We start from the raw sequence: 15974 nt of genomic DNA, 5'->3' as shown, positions 1-15974 counted from the left end.
CCGTGCAGACCGTGCAGACCCTCAGGCCGTCGCGTCGAAGGCGGACCGCTGCGGCCTGCGCCGTGCCGGTCGTCCGGTGGCGTGCCCCTGGGCGGGGCGCTCGTAGCGGCCGCGGGACGAGGGAGCCCCGGAGGACCCGGCACGGCGGGGCCGGGAAACGGCCGGCGCGGCGATGACCACAGGGACACCGGAAGGGGCTTGGGCGCCGGTGATGCGGCTCAGCTCCTCTTCACCCGAACGCACCGCGGTGACCCGGGGCGCGATGCCCGCCGAGGCCATCAGCCGGGTCATGCCGCGGCGCTGGCCGGGGGTGACGAGGGTGACGACGCTGCCGGACGCGCCGGCGCGGGCGGTACGGCCGCCGCGGTGCAGGTAGTCCTTGTGGTCGGCCGGCGGGTCCACGTTGACGACCAGGTCGAGGTTGTCGACGTGGATGCCGCGGGCCGCGACGTTGGTCGCCACCAGCACCGTCACCTGGCCGGTCTTGAACTGGGCGAGGGTCCGGGTGCGCTGGGGCTGCGACTTGCCGCCGTGCAGGGCCGCGGCGCGGACACCGCTGGTCAGCAGGTGCTGGGTGAGCCGGTCCACGGCGTGCTTGGTGTCCAGGAACATGATCACCCGGCCGTCCCGTGCCGCGATCTCGGTGGTGGTCCGGTGCTTGTCCGCCTCGTGCACATGGAGCACGTGGTGCTCCATCGTGGTGACCGCACCCGCCGACGGGTCGACGGAGTGGACCACCGGGTCCGTCAGGTAGCGGCGGACGAGCAGGTCGACGTTGCGGTCCAGGGTGGCGGAGAACAGCATCCGCTGCCCTTCGGGGCGCACCTGGTCGAGCAGAGCGGTGACCTGGGGCATGAAGCCCATGTCGGCCATCTGGTCGGCCTCGTCGAGGACGGTGATGTCGACGTCGTCCAGTCGGCAGTGGCCCCGGTCGATGAGGTCCTTGAGCCGCCCCGGTGTCGCGACGACCACCTCGGCCCCGGCGCGCAGCGCACCGGCCTGTCGGCCGATCGACATGCCGCCGACCACGGTGGCCATGCGCAGCTTCACGGAGCGGGCGTACGGCGTGAGCGCGTCGGTGACCTGCTGGGCGAGCTCGCGGGTGGGTACGAGAATCAGGACCAGCGGCTGCCGCGGCGCGGCACTCCGGCCCGCCGTACGAGCCAGCACCGCCAGGCCGAAGGCGAGGGTCTTGCCCGAACCGGTGCGGCCACGGCCCAGTACGTCACGGCCGGCCAGCGAGTTCGGCAGGGTCGCCGCCTGGATCGGGAACGGCTCGGTCACGCCTTGACGGCCGAGCGTGGCCACCAGCGGCGAGGGAAGGGCGAGCTCGGTGAACTGCTCGACGGCGGGCAGCGGGGGCGTCGTCGTCACCGGCAGCGCGAACTCGCCCTGCGGGGCGGTCGGCCGACGGCTGGAGCCCTGGTAGCGCCGCGGAGCTCCCGAGCGCTGGGCCGGGGCACCCCCGGAGCGGTCGTAGGTGCGGGGCGTGCGGGTAGTGCGTGCGCGGTTCAAGCGGAACCTTCCTCGATGTGGGTGCGTAGGCACGTAGCAAGGAATTTTCCGCAGCAAAATGAACGGCGCAGAGAATCGCGAGAACGGGCCGGTGATGGGGGCGCCGAGTCGGATCGACGGGGAATGCGTCACCGAAAGGTGAAGCGGTGGGGTCTCCCGTCACGCGCCCTGAAATGCAGCGAGCTGGGGCCCGCACCCCAAGGTGCGGGCCCCAGCTGCGAAGTATGCGTTGCTGCCGTGTCAGGCGGGAACGATGTTCTCGGCCGTCGGGCCCTTCTGGCCCTGGGCGATGTCGAAGGACACCTTCTGGCCTTCGAGCAGCTCACGGAATCCCTGGGCGGCGATGTTCGAGTAGTGGGCGAAGACGTCGGCGCCGCCGCCGTCCTGCTCGATGAAGCCGAAGCCCTTTTCCGCGTTGAACCACTTCACGGTGCCAGTAGCCATGTCAATTCTCCTTCGGAGACGATGTTCGAAATTCACCCTGTGTGAATTTCGTGTCGCCCGTGCTGATTACCCCGTAGGAAAATGAACCTTCTGGCAACCACACCTGCAACTGACGACGACATTAGCACGCGGTGATCGTCCCCGCACGGCCCTCGATATCGTCCCGGTGGGGAGGTCAGGGAATACTCGCGGTGCGCCGCAGTTATTTCTTATGTCGCGACGACAGATATTGATTCACGCCGACGCAGTGTTCCCGCCGGTTTCCCCGGCCGCAACGCGATGACCTCCTGCGATGCGCCGCGGGCCGCCGTTTTCGTCCGTACCGGGCGCGTCAACCGCGGGCGCCCAGAATGCCCCCGTGGGGACGAAGATCACATCCGTTCCTGGTCGGCGTGGCCAGGGGTCCACGTGATGTGCGGGGGTTCGAGGCGGGCGCACAGGGGCCCGCCTTGAGCGTCGGTCAAACCTAGCCGTCCGACCAGCAGCCCGTCGTGCGCGGCGGCGGCGAGTACGTCGGCGGGTATGACGTCGAGCATGAGCTTGGCGCGGCGGAACATCGAGAGGGTGCCCGACTCGTCGGCCGCGCACCACGACAGATAGATGAACCGTCGGCCCAGCCGGTTCTGCACATAGGGGCCCGCGATCTCGGTGCCGGTCGGCGAGGCGCTGGTGGTGCACTCCAGGGTCCACGTGGCGGACGGGGCGTCGCCGGGCTGGGGGTCGAGGAGTTCGGCGGGACGGTCACGGCGTTGCACCGCGACGTGGAGGCCGGCGTAGGCGGGCACTTTGCCGTCAGGACGGGCGGGGCGGGTGAGACCGGGCAGGTCGACGGCGTCGATGCGGATGCGCATGGCGGCCATCATCCACCCATGCCGATCCAGCGGTGATAGGCGTCCAGGTCGACGTTGCTGCCGCACACGACGGTGACGACGTGGCGGCCGGCGTAGCGGTCGCGGTCTTCGAGGACCGCCGCGATGCCGAGCGCCGCCGAGGGTTCGACGACGAGGCCGGCATGGGTGAGGAGCATCCGCATACCGGCGATGATCGATGCCTCCCGGACCAGTACGGCGTCGTCGGCGACCAGGAGGAGGTCGTCCAGGACGGCCGGGATGGGACAGCGGCCCGCGACGCCGTCGGCGATGGTGTCGGCCGAGTCGGTGGTGACGACCCGGCGCTGGTGCCATGAGCGGGTCAGCGCCGGTGCGCCGAGCGGCTGGACGCAGATCACCTCGACGCCGGGTGCCAGGGACTTCATGACGTGACCGATGCCGGTGGCCAGCGCTCCGCCGCCGAGGGCGATCAGGACGGTGTCGAAGGACGACGTGCTGTCCACCAGTTCCAGGCCGATGGTCGCCGCGCCCTCGCAGGTCTCCAGGTCCAGACTGTCCTCGAGCAGCCGGATGCCGTCGTACCGCGCGATGGCCGCCGCCCGCTCGCGGGCCACCTCGTGATCGCCGTCCACCAGCTCCAGCCGGGCGCCCAGCGCACGGATGCGGTCGAGCTTGGCCGCGGTCGCGAAGCGGGAGGCCACCACGGTCACGTCGAGCCCCCGGCCGCGACCGGACCAGGCGAGGGCCTGGCCGAGGTTGCCCGCGCTGGCGCACACCACGGCCGTCGGGCCGTGCTCGGCGAGCAGGTCCGCGACCAGCTCGGTGCCGCGGGCCTTGAAGCTGCGGACCGGGTTCGCCGTTTCGAGCTTGATGCTCACCGCGCACCCGAGGCCGGGCTCCAGCGCCTCGCAGCGGTACAGCGGAGTGTCGAGGAACTGCGGGTCGATCACTCGGCGGGCCGCTCGGATTCGGGTGGTGTCGAGGCGCGTCTGCGGCACGGACGCAAGCGTAACGGCGCCGGCTCCGACCCCACGCAGGTGTCGCGGTCACACCGTCCGTTCGGTGCGGTCGGTGACGTCGTCCCAGTGGAGGGTGCGGTCGCACCAGCGGTCCAGGAGCACCTGGTCGTGTCCGACGGCGAGCAGACCGGCGCCCGTGGTGGCGCGGTACTCCTCGACGGCTGCCACGAGCGCGGCGGTGGTGGACGCGTCGAGCATCGCGGTCATCTCGTCGCAGATCAGCCAGCGGGGGCGGAGGACCAGGGCGCGCGCCAGACAGGCGCGTTGGAGCTGGCCGTCGCTGACCTCGTGGGGGCGGCGGCGCAGGAGGTCGGGGGTGAGGCCGACGGTCGACGCCAACTCGGCCACCCGGTCCGGGACTTCGTGGCGGGAGCCGCCTGCGCGCAAGGGTTCGGCGATGAGGTCGGTGAGCGGCAGCCGGGGATCGGCGGACAGGCGGGGCTGCTGGAACACGACGCCGATGGCGGTGCGCTGGGCGCGCGGGGCGCGGTGGCGCCAGCGTCGTACGGGTTCGCCGTCGAGCGTCACGGTGCCCGCGTCCGGGCGGTGCAGCAGCGCCGCGACCCGGGCGAGGGTGGACTTGCCGCAGCCGCTGGGGCCGAGCAGACCGACCGCCTCGCCAGGGGCGACGGACACGGCGGCACCGCGGACGGCGGGGGCCTTCCTGTCGTAGCCGGCGGTGATGTCGTGCAGGTCAAGCACGGAGGTCCTCCCGTACGTGCGGGTGGTGGCAGGCGATGCCGTCGGTGGTCCGGGGGATCGCGGCGCAGGCGTCCGTGGCCCGCTCGCAGCGGGGGGCGAAGGCGCAGCCGTCGGGGAGGTCGCCGAGTTCGGGCGGCATGCCCGGGACCGGGGTGAAGGCGCGGTCGGGGAGGGCGTCGAGGAGGCCGCGACTGTAGGGGTGGCGAGGACCCGGCGCCCCGAAGAACGCCTTCGCGTCGGTGAGTTCGACGATCCGGCCCGCGTACATCACGGCCACCCGGTCGGCGATGCGCTCGGCGGCGGCCAGGTCGTGGGTGATCACGAGCAGGGCGTGCCGGCCGGTGTCGACGTGACGGCGCAGTTCGGTCACGGTGTGGTCGACCAGGTCGCGGTCGAGGCCGGTGGTGGGTTCGTCGGCGAGGAGCAGGCGTGCGTCGCCGACGAGGGCGAGGGCGGTGGCGGCGCGCTGGGCGAGCCCGCCGGAGAGTTCGTGCGGGTGGCGGTCGAGGTGGTCGGCGGGGAAGGCGGCGCGTTCGGCGGCTGCCTCGGCCGCGTGCCGCAGCGCGGTCCGCCCTCGGACGTCGGTCAGCGCGCCGACCGTCTCCTCCAGCTGGGACCGGACGGTGCGGACGGGGGTGAGGTGGGCGGCGGGGCTCTGCGGCACGAGCCCGATCAGGCGGCCCCGTACGGTGCGGGCGAGGGTGCGTTCGTCGGCGGCGAGGACGTCCAGGTCACCGAGGCGGGCCTCGCCGGCGGCCTGCGCGTTGGCGGGCAGCAGCCCCAACAGGGCCGAGGCGAGGACCGACTTGCCGCAGCCGCTCTCCCCGATCAGGGCCAGGCACTCGCCGGCGGCCACCTCGAAGTGGACGTCGGTGACGGCCGCGATCCGGCGGGCGCCGGGCATCAGGAAGCGTACGGACAGTCCGCGTACGGAGAGCACGGGAGGGCCGGCTGGGGGAGTCACAGCATCAGCTCCGATCGGCGCCGGGGGTTGATCCGCTCCCGCCAGGCTCCGGTGAGACCGGCGATGGCGAGGGTGGGCACGATGATGAACAGGCCGGGGAAGAGGGTGGGCCACCACTGCCCGGCGAGCAGCGAACCCTGGGCGCCCTGGATGAGGGTGCCGAGGCTGGCGGTATGGGTGGGCAGGCCCAGGCCGAGGAAGGACAGCGCCGACTCGTGCCACATGGCGTGCGGCACCATGAGCACGGCGGCCAGCGCGGCCTGGGGCAGTACGCCGGGCAGCAGATGCCGTACCGCCACGCGTCGGCGGGAGGCGCCCCCGGAGACGGCGGCGTCGACGTACGGCCGCGAGCGCAGGGACAGCGTCTCCGCGCGCACGATCCGTGCGGTGGACAGCCAGTGGGTGAGTGCCACGGAGACCACCACCGGCCACACCCCGGGCCGGAACATGGCCACGATGAAGATGCCCAGCAGCAGGTGGGGTACGGCGGAGACCGTGTCGACGATCCGCATGAGCCCTCGGTCGACCCAGCCGCCCAGCGCTCCGGCGGTCGCTCCGACGGCCGTGCCGAGCACGGTCGCCGCGAGCGCCGCCACGACCCCGACCAGCAGGGAGACGCGCAGTCCGTAGACGCAGCGCACCAGCAGGTCCCGGCCGAGGTCGTCGGTGCCGAAGGGGTGGGACCAGCTCGGCGGGAGCAGTTTCGCGGACAGATCGACGGCCTGCTGGTCGAGTTGGACCAGCGGCGGTACGAGGAGCACGGCGAGGACGGTCACGGCCACCACTGCGGCCGAGACACGTACGCGCACCGACCGGGTGGAACGGCGGTCGGTGCCGTAGGACCGCCAGGCCGTCGCTGGAGGCGATTCACATGTCACTGAACTTCACCCTCGGGTCGAACAGGCCGTAGAGCAGGTCGGAGAGGAGATTGCCGAGGAGTACGGCGGCGGTGGCCAGCGTGGTGAGCGCGGCGAGGAGCGGGAAGTCGACGGCGGTGGCCGCCTCGACGGTCGCCGCCGCGATGCCGGGCCAGCTGAAGACGCTCTCCACCAGCAGGGCGCCGGTGATGAGTTCGGGGACCCTGGAGCCGACCAGGGTGAGGACCGGCAGCAGCCCGGAGCGCAGGGCGTGGCCGAGGAGCACGGTGCGTTCGCTCAACCCGCGTGCGCGGGCGCCCCGTACGGGATCCTCGGCGAGCGCGTCGCCGACGCCCTGGCGGACGTACAGGGTGAACCAGGGGAGTTGGGAGACGGCGAGGACGCCGGCCGGGAGCACGAGGTGGCTCGCGACCTGGCCCGGGGTGACGTGCTCGCTCGCGGTGTCGGTCAAGCCGCCCGCCGGGAGCACACCGAGTTGGAGGGCGAACAGCCAGACGGCGAGCAGGGCGAGCCAGAAGACGGGGGCCGCCTCCAGGGAGTACGCGACGGAGGTGATCGTCCGGTCCAGCAGCGAGCCGGGACGACGGGCCGCCAGGACGCCCAGCAGCGTGCCCGTCAGCACCGCCACCACGAACGCGACCGCGCACAACAGCGAGGACCAGACGAGGCGTTCGCCGATCACCTGGGCCACCGGCTGCCGCAGCACGCTGGACTGGCCGAGGTCGCCACCGAGCGCCGCGGTCAGCCAGTTCCACCAGCGGCTGGTGAACGGCTCGTCCACGCCCAGGTTCTGGCGCAGCCGCTCCAGCGTCTCCGTGTCGGCGCCGAGCGCCGCCGTGCCGGCGTACGCCTTGACCGGGTCGAAGGGGGAGGCGGCGGCGATCGCGAAGACACCGAAGGTGACCACGAGCAGGATCGGGGCGATGAACAGCAGCCGTCGCCCCGCCAGGCGTGCCATCGCTCCCCAGGGGAGTGCGGTCACTTCTTCGGCTGCCAGGCTTCGAGGTTCCACCAGGGGCCGCTGGCGAAGCCGTGCTCGTGCGGCTCGGTCTGCGTGGTCAGGCCCGCCCAGCGGTCGGCGAGGACGTAGACGTGGTCGATGTGGGTGAGGAAGGTGTAGCCGGGGTTCTTCACCAGCTCGCGCTGGAGGTCGGCGTAGGCGGCCTTCCGGGTCGACTCGTCCGAGCTGCGGCGGCCGGTGTCGAGCGCCTCGTCCACGACCGGGTCGTCGTAGCGGCCCATGTTGTTGAAGCCGTCGCCGGCCAGGGAGGAGTGCAGCAGCGTGTAGAGGCCGAAGTCGGGGTCGCCGTTGCTGCCGAAGCCGGCCAGCACCGCGTCGTTCTTCATGCGCGGCTCGATGACCTCCCAGGTGGCGCTCTCCACCTTCACCTCGATGCCGGCCTTCTTGGCGTCCGAGGCGTAGGCGAGGGCGTGGTCCTGGCGGACCTTGTCGCCGGAGGGATACAGCAGGGTGAAGGAGGCCCGCCGGCCGTCCTTGGCGCGGACACCGCCCTCACCGGTCTTCCAGCCGGCCTCGTCGAGGATGCGTTGCGCCTTGGCGAGGTCGTGCTCGCGCTCGATGCCGGGGGCGAACCAGGGGTCGTCGACGGGCAGCGGCCCGTACGCGGGGTGGCCGGCGCCGTCCAGGATCGTGTCGACCATGGCCCGGCGGTCCACGGCCGCGTCCAGGGCCTGCCGGATCGCCCGGTCGCCGGTGACCTCGTTCTCCTGGGGGAGGGTGACCGCGCGGAAGTCGTAGGTCTTCGCCTCGTACGTCCTTCTGCCGCTGTCGTTCGCGAAGGTGGCGGCGAGGTTGGGAGGCAGGACGGCGCCGTCGAGGTCGCCGGAGCGCAGCCGGGTGGCGCGCACGTTGTCGTCCTCGATGATCGCCATGGTCACCTTCGTCACCTTCGGCGCACCGCCCCAGTAGTCGGGGTTGGCCTTGAAGGTGAGCTTCTCGCCCTTGCTCCAGGAGGCGAGCACGTAGGGGCCGGTGCCGACCGGCTTGCTGTTGAACGAGCCGGTGTTGGGGTCCTGCTCGGCGGCGATGTGCTCCGGGACGATGGGCAGCACGGTGCGCCCGGCGAAGGGGGCGTAGGGGTACTTGAGGTCGAAGACCACCTTGTCGTCGCCGTCCGCGCGGACCCGCTCGATGGCGTCCAGTTCGCTGCGGCTGGTGTTGTTGGTCTTCGCGTCGAGGATCGTCTCGTACGTGTAGACCACGTCGGCGGAGGTCAGGGGCTCGCCGTCGCTGAACTTCACGCCGTCGCGCAGGGTGTACGTGTAGGTGAGGCCGTCGTCGGCGACCTTGGGCAGCGCCTTGGCGAGGGCGGGCTTCAGTTTCAGGTCGGCGTCCCGGGCGAGCAGTCCGTCGAAGATCTTCGAGTTGCCGTCCTTGCCGTAGCCGAGCAGCGGGCTGAGCGTGTCCGGCTCGGAGGCCACGCCGATCACGACGGAGTCGGCCGTGTCGCCACCCGTGCTGCTGCCGGGGGCCGAGCAGGCGGCGACACCCGTGAGTACCGCCGCCGTGGCGGCGGCTGTCCGTATCCGTCGGACCGTCATGCGACCTCACACCCTTATCGAAGATCCAAAGCTGTTGCATATTAATTGCAATAAGGGGTGCGGTGTCACGCGGGGTGGGGGTGCCGGAGTGGGGTCGTCTGGATAGGGAGTGGAAGGCGCGGGGTTACGGCATGCTCAGCGCAGGTCGAGCAGCATGACGTCGTGGAGGTCCGGGGCGGTGTGTCCGAAGGTGCGGTTTGCGTCCTCGCGCCGCAGGTCGTCGGGCACGGGCTCGGTCAGTTCGTCCCACCCCCGCCGGGCTGTCGCCGCCCCGTCCTCAGAGGCCGCTGACCTTTCCGCTCGCGGAGACCTCGTACACGAGGGTGATCGTGCGCCGGGCGCCGGGCGGCAGGGTGATGTGCCAGCGGACGATGCCCTCGTCGTCGACCGCGTCCGGCACGGGGGAGCAGCCCTCCTTGCGCAGCCGTACGTCCACTGCCGAGACCTCGGAGACCGGCATCCGCTCGCGCAGCACGACGGTCCGATCGCCCTGCGCTCCGGGAGCGGAGAAGCGGGACAGGTGCAGGCGTACCGTGTGGGTGACCGTGGTCCGCTGGGTCATGGTGGCGGTGTCGCGGGACTCCTCCGCGTACCGCACCACCCGGTAGTCGTCGTGGCTGCCGAACGCGAGCTCGACGGGCCCGCCGGGAGCGGTGAAGCCGAGTGTGCCGCGCCCGCTGAACCCGCTGCCGCGCACCAGGTCCACGGGCCCGGCGAGCAGCGCGTGCCCGGAGGAGTTGTCGAACCGCACCACCTGGGTCACCAGCGGGGACAGTTCGGGGGCGCAGGCGTACTCGCTGCGCGCGGGCGCCGCGACGGAGGAGAGCGGCACGCGGTGGGCGCGTCCGTCGGCCGGGACGCAGACGGGTGCGGGGGAGCGCAGCACCCGGGTCTCACCGCCGTCGTCCACGCCGGGCAGGCCGAGCACGGGGGCCGGGCCGAGGTCGGCGATCTCCTGCTCGCGCACCTCCACCTCGACGGTGCGCCGCTCGGCGGGGGAGCGGTCGGTCAGCGTCAGCCGGTCCTCCACCAGGGTCGGCGGCTCGTTCGCCGCAGCGGAGCGGGCCGTCGACAGCGTGAGGGCCACGTCGGACCAGTCCTCGCCGGTGCATTGCCACACCATGGCGTCCGTCTCCAGCGTCACGGTGTCCGCGTCGAGCACGGCCCGGTAGGCGGGGCGCCACAGCGCGCAGGGCACGAGGTGGGTCAGCCGCAGCCGCGCCGGCCCCGCCGCCGCGGACCGTACGGTCAGTTCGACATGACCGAGCAGTTCGGCGGGCCTCTGCTCGGACAGACGGATGGCGTGCCCGGTCTCCTGGAGTTCGGTGGCGAGCACCGCCAGCCGGGCCTGCGCGGTGCGCAACTCCTCGCTGCGGGCGTCGCGTTCGTCGTCCACGCGGTCGAGTTCCCGGCTCCAGCGCGTGGGGTCCGTCTCGCCCGTACCGGCTCCCTCGCCTATCTCGCGCAGGAGGTCGGCGGCGAGGCGGGCCAGCAGGTCGAGGCGGGTGCGCAGCCGGTCGGTGCGCTGCTCCAGCGTGCGGCGCTCCTCCTGCAGAGCGTGGACGCGCAGGCGCAGCGCCGAGTCGTCGGCGGCGGGCAGCGGCCCGCGCGGCGTCCAGGCGCGGACGATGCGGGCGTCGAGGACGCTTGTCTGATGGTCGGCGCTCAGCTCGGCGTGCAGGGTGCGGTCGACCGCGAGCGCGGTGACCGGCCCGAGCCGCAGCCGCCGCACGCCCGCTCCCAGGTCGAGGGCGAGGCTGCGTTCGACCTGGGCGCGGTCCTCCAGGCAGGTGACGGCGGTGACGGGGGCGGGGATCAGGTCCGGATCCGTGGACATGGTGTGTGTCAGCTCCTGCGGTTGCCGCCGACGAGGGCCTTCGCGGCCGGGATACGGATTTCGTAGCCGCCGTGCAGCGCGACGGTGCCGCCGGGCGGCAGGTCGACACGCCACACGCGGGTGCCCGGGGCGTGGTGATCGGGCCCCGCGCCCTCGTTGGGCACCGTCCAGTCGGCCCGTTCGTCGATCCGCACATCCGGATCGGAGGTGACCGGCACCTGCTCGCGGACCTCGACGGAGACGGGCCGGGCGAGGCGGTTGGCCAGGTCCACCTGGACGCGGTGGTCGAGCACGGTGACGTTGTTGCGCAGGCCCGCCGTGGACTCGTCGAGGTGGGTGCGCCGGGTGACCTGGACGCCCTCCGCGGGGCCGAGCCCCATCCGGCGGACGCCGCCGGGGGCGAGCGTGGGCAGCGCGGCGGTCAGCAGGAAGTCGTCGTCTACGGTGACCTCCACCGGGCCGGCCAGCAGCGCCTGGCCGGTGGCGTTGGAGAGGACGAGCGTCCCGTACACCCGCTGTTCCGCGGACGGCACGCACAGGTACTCGGTGCGCAGACCGACCGGGATCTCGCTGATGGTGACGGTGTGCCAGGTGCCGTCCGAGGGGATGTCCGCGCGGGCGACGGCGTCGTAGCGATGGTCGAAGGAACCCGCCGACTCACGGGGCCGCACGGCGTGCCCGGGCAGCGGCAGCGAGGCCACCGCTTCGGCCCGGCGGCGGTGTTCGGCGGCCACCGGGTCGAACGGCGTGCCGGGGAACAGCCGGCCCCTGCGCGCGGCGGGCTCGTCGGGGCCGCTGAGGTGGAGCGCGGCGTAGTCCAGTTCGTCGCCGCTCGGGCGCGGCGGACCGGTCACCGGCGTGGGGGGCGGCGGGGCGATCGGGCCGGAGGGGGCTGGTGGCGGCGGGGGCCCTCCGGCGGCCGGTGCCATGGCGGCGAGAGCGGGGGCCGGTGCGCCGCCTGCTTTGCCTCGGGGGCGGGCGAGTGGCTGCGGTGGGGCCTGCCCGTAGGCAGTGGAGCGGTCGGGCGCGTCGGCCTGTGGCATGCGGGCGCTGCCCGGTTCGCCGGGCCGTGCGGGTGCTCCGCTGTATGCCGGGGGCGCGGGGAGAGGAGGCGGAACGGGGCCGCCGACGGCGATCGGGGGCGCAGTCGTACGCGGTTGAGGGCGCGGGCCCGCCGAGTCGTACCCGGTGAACAGGTCGGCCAGGCCCGCCGGGGGCTCGCGCCAGCCGGACGGCGCGGGGACGGGCTGGCGGCGGCCGATGCGCAGCGAGCGCAGCTTGGGCAGGTCGGTGCGGCGCCGCAGATCGGCGGTGGCCAGGGCGATGCGCACCCCCGTCCAGTCCTCTCCGGTGCGCTGCGCGACCGAGGCACGCAGCACCAGGCTGCCGCTGTCGGCGCTCTGCCGGTAGGCCAGCCGGTACGCCGGGACCCAGACGGCGCCCGGCACGCCGTACTCCAGCTCCAGTTCGACCTCACCCGCGACCTCACCCGGTCCGTCGAGGGTCAGGACGGCGCAGACCGTGGTCCGGACGTGGGCGGAGGGGGCGTCGGTGGAGGCCCGGGCCAAGCGGTCGGCGGCGACGGTGAGTTCGTGTCCGAGGCGGTCCAGCTCCGCCTCCAGTTCGGTGAGGCGGTGGTGCAGGGCCGTCAGCCGCTCGTCCACGAAGTCGGCGAGGGTCAGCCACGCCTCGGCGGGGGTGCGGCGATGCGGGTCGTCGCGCTTGCGCGGCGGCGGAACCGGGCACAGGTCCGTGACCTCCGTGATGCGCGCGAGCACCCGGTCGCGGCGCCCCTGCACCGCGCCGTGGGCGTCGCGCAGCCGCTCCACTTCCTGCCGCACCTCAGGGGAGGAGCCGGTGACGGACGGCTCGGCGTCCACCTCCATGCGCACCTCGGTGACCCGCACTCCGCTGTCGCCGAGCACCCGGGCGCGCAGGGACCCCGGGTCCATCGAGCGAGGCAGTCCCGTGACCCGCACACGCCCGTCCGGCGGCACGGAACCCCGCGCCCGCCGGCTGCACATCGCGCCCTGCGCATACACCACGACCGCGTCGAGGGCCGACGCCCACCGCGGTGTCTCCTCGGACTTCATACGTGCCGCCCCCGTCGTATCCGTGCCGCGCGAAGCCTAGCGCCCACGGCACTTCAGGTGCCGAGCGGTGGTCCGAACCGGCGTCACGCCCGCGGGCTCGCGGGAGACCGGACGGTCCCGTAGGGTCCCGCTAGGGCAGACGGGCGGTCCGCGGAGTTCGTTCGAACCGAGTCACGGACACCGTGGGGTTGAAGTGATCGAGGAGCGCTCATGTCAGGAACGTTCGAAGCGACCGTCGAGATCGACCGACCCGTCGAGGCAGTGTTCGCGTACCTCGCCGACGGCCGCAACGATCCGCGGTTCAGCCCCCGCGTCCTGAAGATCGAGCGCGTTCCCGACGCGCCGACGGCTGTGGGGACGGTCTTCCGCAGCACCGTCAAGGACGCCGGGATGAAGACGGCACGGGAGTTCCGCATCACCGCGCTCGAAGCCCCGGGACTGATCCGGTGGGCCGAGGTGTCGAAGAACAGCGTCACCGCCAGTGAGGGCGGCTACGACCTGGAGCCCCTGCCCGGTGACCGGACCCGGCTCCGCATCTTCAACGTCCTGGAAGGCCATGGCCTGGGCAAGCTCCTCGTCGGTCTGGCGCTCGCCGCTGCCCGCAAGGACGCCCCCGCGTTCGGTGCCCGCATCAAAGCGGCGGCCGAGTCGGCGATCGCCCCGAGCTGAGCTGTTGCCGAACCGTCAGGGACAGGCGTACGTGAACTGAGCGGTGGCCGTAACACCGGTCGGCGAGAGGATCTCGAGTTCGGCCCGCGCGATGCGGTGGCCCTCGCCCTGGAAGGTCCACCTCAGGTGCAGGCGTGCCTGCTCCTGGCCCCTCACCAGCACCTCGCGCAGGACGCCGGAGGTGGTGCCGTCGCTTCTGGTCCAGCGGTAGGAGAGCGTGCCGGGGCTGCCGTTCGTCGTCACCACGCCCACGATGTCCGCCGTGCCGTCGCACCCGAGAACCGTCGGCCGGGCCGTGACAGCCACCGCGCTCACCTCGACGGACGGCCCCACGCGCTGCCAGGCGAGGAATCCGAGGACACAGACCAGCACCAGGGCCGGCAGCGCGTGTCTGCGCCACCGCCGACGAGGGGGCGCCGGGGGCGCGGTCATCGTCGGGAGTGTCACGTGCGTGCGGTGCGCGACGGCGGCGGTGACGCCCGGGCCGAAGCGCAGCACGGTGCCGTCGACGCGGTCGGGCGGGGGCGCGGACGGGGTCGCCTCGACGAGGGTGTCGCTGGAGGTCGGTCCCTGGACCCAGTGGCTGGCCAGCACGGTGGCGCTGTACTCGGCCGATGCGGGGATCCGCGTCGGTTCGCGGTCCTCGGTCCGTGCGGGAGCGCGGTCGTCGTGAGCGGTCATCGGATGTCGCACCGCCTGGTCAGGAGCTGCTGGGAGGCGGCACCGCCGGCGGCGCCGGGGTCCGTGGTGGCCTGGACCGTCCAGTAGCAGCCGGTGTTCTGGAACGTGTGGTCGACGGTGACCGCGTACGTGGTGGCCCCGCTGCGCGTGAAGGTCTGCGGCGCACCGTCGGCGGCGCCGGGCTGTCCGCTGGTGTCGCTCGTGGACCAGGAGACGGTGAGGGAGATCGGCCCGGTGCCGTCGGTGGTGACATTCAGGGTGGCGGTGGCGGTCGTGGGGCCGGTCTGGCTGAAGCCCGACACCGAGACGGCCTTGACGGCGGGGGCGGCCGGGGAAGGGGGAGCGGCGGTCGTCGGGGCCGCCGTGGTCTCGGTGCCCGCGGGCGGTGGCGTCGTGCCCTCCCCTCCGACGACAGGGGGTGCTTCGCTCTCGGTGGCCGCCGGGTCCGAGGGCGACTGGTCCGCTGAGGGCGACGGGCTCTCCGACGTGGTGGTGGTCGAGGTGGGGGAGGCGGACGCCGTGGGCACGGCGGTTCCCGCGGGTTCCGCGCCGGGCTGGGCGCTGGTCGTGGCCAGGGCTTGTGCCGCCTGCTGAGCGGCGGGCCCGGGGTCGAAGGGGGTGCCGAAGGCCAGGAGCGCTCCGAGGACGACGGCGGCGACCGACACCAGCATGCCGGGCCGGCCGGGCAGCCATGACCGTGCGGGGACGGGGCCGGGCCCCTGCCGGGGCAGGATCGTGCGGGCGGTGTCCGTGGTGGTGCGCGGGGTGCCCCGGCCCGAGGGCAGCAGCAGGGGCAGCAGCGCCACCAGGGCCGCGAGCCGTCCCCGGCCCCGTTCCTCCCAGTCGGGCCCGTAGGCGGTGCCGGCGACGGCCTCCAGTTCCGTGACGAACTCCGCTGCCTGCGCGGGCCGTTGCTCCGGGTCCTTGGCCAGACCGCGGCGGACGAGCTCCCGTACGGCCTCGGGAGCCTCCTCGGCGGGGACGGGCGCCTCGACGTGCTGCAAGGCCAGCTCGGCGACGTTGCCGCCCGAGAAGGGCCTGCGGCCCGTCAGACACTCGAAGAAGGTGGCCGTGGCGGCGTAGACGTCGGCGGCGGGCGAGGCGGGCGCGCCGGTCCACTGCTCGGGGGACATGTACGACGGGGTGCCCGCCACGCCGGCGCTGGTGCCCGAGTCCACCGCGATCCCGAAGTCGACGAGCTTGGACGATCCGTCCGGCACGACCAGGACGTTCTCCGGCTTGTAGTCGCGGTGGACGACACCGACACGGTGGGCGTCGGCCAGGCCGAGCAGCGATCCCTTCAGGACGACGAGCGCGGCTTCCGGGGCGAGCGGGCCGTGCCGGGTGAGCAGGGTCCGCAGGGAGACGCCGTCCACCAGCTCCATCACGATGGCGGCGCCGTGCGGGCTCTCCACGTACTCGTACAGACCGGTGACGTACGGGCTCTCCAGGCCGCCGAGCAGGCGGGCCTCGGCCCGGAAGCCGTAGACGAAGCCGGGCCGGGTGAGCAGTGCTTCGCTGAGGTACTTCACGGCGACCGCGACGCCGGTCTCCTCGTGGACGGCCAGCACGACCCGCCCGCTCGCTCCCGAGCCCAGTTCCAGCGAGTCGGTGTAGCCGGGCACTTCCCATGTGCTCATGCGCTCAGAGACACCTTTTCGGCCACCGCGGTTGCGGGACCCGACGCAAAGGTGGGACGTACCCGGACCGTGACACACCCCGGAACCATGATCGAAAAGAGAACAAAGCGGTAACGGCGGGCAACGAAAAGGGGATTGGA

General features: G+C 73.0%; 14 protein-coding genes. 1 reads left to right on the top strand and 13 read right to left on the bottom strand.

The genetic code is table 11. From position 1 onward, the window contains the following. Positions 1-21 precede the first annotated feature (21 nt). The 11 genes from ACWD1Z_RS12390 to ACWD1Z_RS12340 all read right to left on the bottom strand — a co-directional run bounded on the left by ACWD1Z_RS12390 (position 22) and on the right by ACWD1Z_RS12340 (position 12844). Entirely contained in the window at positions 22-1515 is a 1494-nt protein-coding gene (locus ACWD1Z_RS12390) for a DEAD/DEAH box helicase (RefSeq protein ID WP_451117962.1), read from the bottom strand. A 240-nt stretch (positions 1516-1755) separates the two neighbouring features. Then, positions 1756-1959 carry a cold-shock protein gene (locus ACWD1Z_RS12385; protein WP_004986771.1) on the bottom strand — a complete coding sequence of 68 codons (204 nt, stop codon included), beginning with the start codon at positions 1957-1959 and terminating at the stop codon, positions 1756-1758. 371 nt (positions 1960-2330) lie between these two features. Further along, positions 2331-2810, bottom strand: coding sequence for a DUF5990 family protein (locus ACWD1Z_RS12380; protein ID WP_451117960.1), 480 nt, complete (start codon positions 2808-2810; stop codon positions 2331-2333). A gap of 8 nt (positions 2811-2818) precedes the next feature. Continuing rightward, positions 2819-3787: a threonine ammonia-lyase gene (locus tag ACWD1Z_RS12375; RefSeq protein WP_451117959.1), complete on the bottom strand. Its 969-nt coding sequence runs from the start codon at positions 3785-3787 to the stop codon at positions 2819-2821. Positions 3788-3835: 48 nt separating this feature from the next. Beyond that, a complete protein-coding gene (locus ACWD1Z_RS12370; RefSeq protein ID WP_451117957.1) occupies positions 3836-4510 on the bottom strand; it encodes an ABC transporter ATP-binding protein in 675 nt (224 codons plus the stop codon). Then, positions 4503-5414, bottom strand: coding sequence for an ABC transporter ATP-binding protein (locus tag ACWD1Z_RS12365; protein ID WP_451118462.1), 912 nt, complete (start codon positions 5412-5414; stop codon positions 4503-4505). The genes ACWD1Z_RS12370 and ACWD1Z_RS12365 overlap by 8 nt, the downstream gene beginning before the upstream one ends. Positions 5415-5470: 56 nt before the next feature. Continuing rightward, complete coding sequence (locus ACWD1Z_RS12360; protein WP_451117955.1) at positions 5471-6352, bottom strand: ABC transporter permease; 882 nt, start codon at positions 6350-6352, stop codon at positions 5471-5473. Then, positions 6342-7310: an ABC transporter permease gene (locus ACWD1Z_RS12355; protein ID WP_451117954.1), complete on the bottom strand. Its 969-nt coding sequence runs from the start codon at positions 7308-7310 to the stop codon at positions 6342-6344. Before ACWD1Z_RS12355 ends, ACWD1Z_RS12360 begins: the two co-directional genes overlap by 11 nt. 20 nt (positions 7311-7330) lie before the next feature. Next, a complete protein-coding gene (locus tag ACWD1Z_RS12350; RefSeq protein WP_451117953.1) occupies positions 7331-8914 on the bottom strand; it encodes an ABC transporter substrate-binding protein in 1584 nt (527 codons plus the stop codon). Between the two features lie 277 nt (positions 8915-9191). Continuing rightward, a complete protein-coding gene (locus ACWD1Z_RS12345) occupies positions 9192-10751 on the bottom strand; it encodes a DUF4139 domain-containing protein (protein ID WP_451117951.1) in 1560 nt (519 codons plus the stop codon). Between the two features lie 8 nt (positions 10752-10759). Further along, a complete protein-coding gene (locus tag ACWD1Z_RS12340; protein ID WP_451117949.1) occupies positions 10760-12844 on the bottom strand; it encodes a DUF4139 domain-containing protein in 2085 nt (694 codons plus the stop codon). A gap of 210 nt (positions 12845-13054) precedes the next feature. Between ACWD1Z_RS12340 and ACWD1Z_RS12335 the strand changes: the two genes are divergently transcribed. Continuing rightward, positions 13055-13513 carry an SRPBCC family protein gene (locus ACWD1Z_RS12335; RefSeq protein WP_451117947.1) on the top strand — a complete coding sequence of 153 codons (459 nt, stop codon included), beginning with the start codon at positions 13055-13057 and terminating at the stop codon, positions 13511-13513. Between the two features lie 15 nt (positions 13514-13528). On the opposite strand, the gene ACWD1Z_RS12330 is transcribed toward ACWD1Z_RS12335, so the two are convergent. Both ACWD1Z_RS12330 and ACWD1Z_RS12325 read right to left on the bottom strand, forming a co-directional pair. Continuing rightward, positions 13529-14194, bottom strand: a complete 666-nt coding sequence (locus ACWD1Z_RS12330; RefSeq protein ID WP_451117946.1) for a hypothetical protein — start codon at positions 14192-14194, stop codon at positions 13529-13531. Further along, complete coding sequence (locus ACWD1Z_RS12325) at positions 14191-15834, bottom strand: serine/threonine-protein kinase (protein WP_451117944.1); 1644 nt, start codon at positions 15832-15834, stop codon at positions 14191-14193. The genes ACWD1Z_RS12330 and ACWD1Z_RS12325 overlap by 4 nt, the downstream gene beginning before the upstream one ends. Positions 15835-15974: the final 140 nt, after the last annotated feature.

Source organism: Streptomyces sp. NPDC002784 (assembly GCF_053592135.1).
Note: the sequence above shows the minus strand (reverse complement) of the source record. Positions and strands in the feature narration are given on the sequence as shown.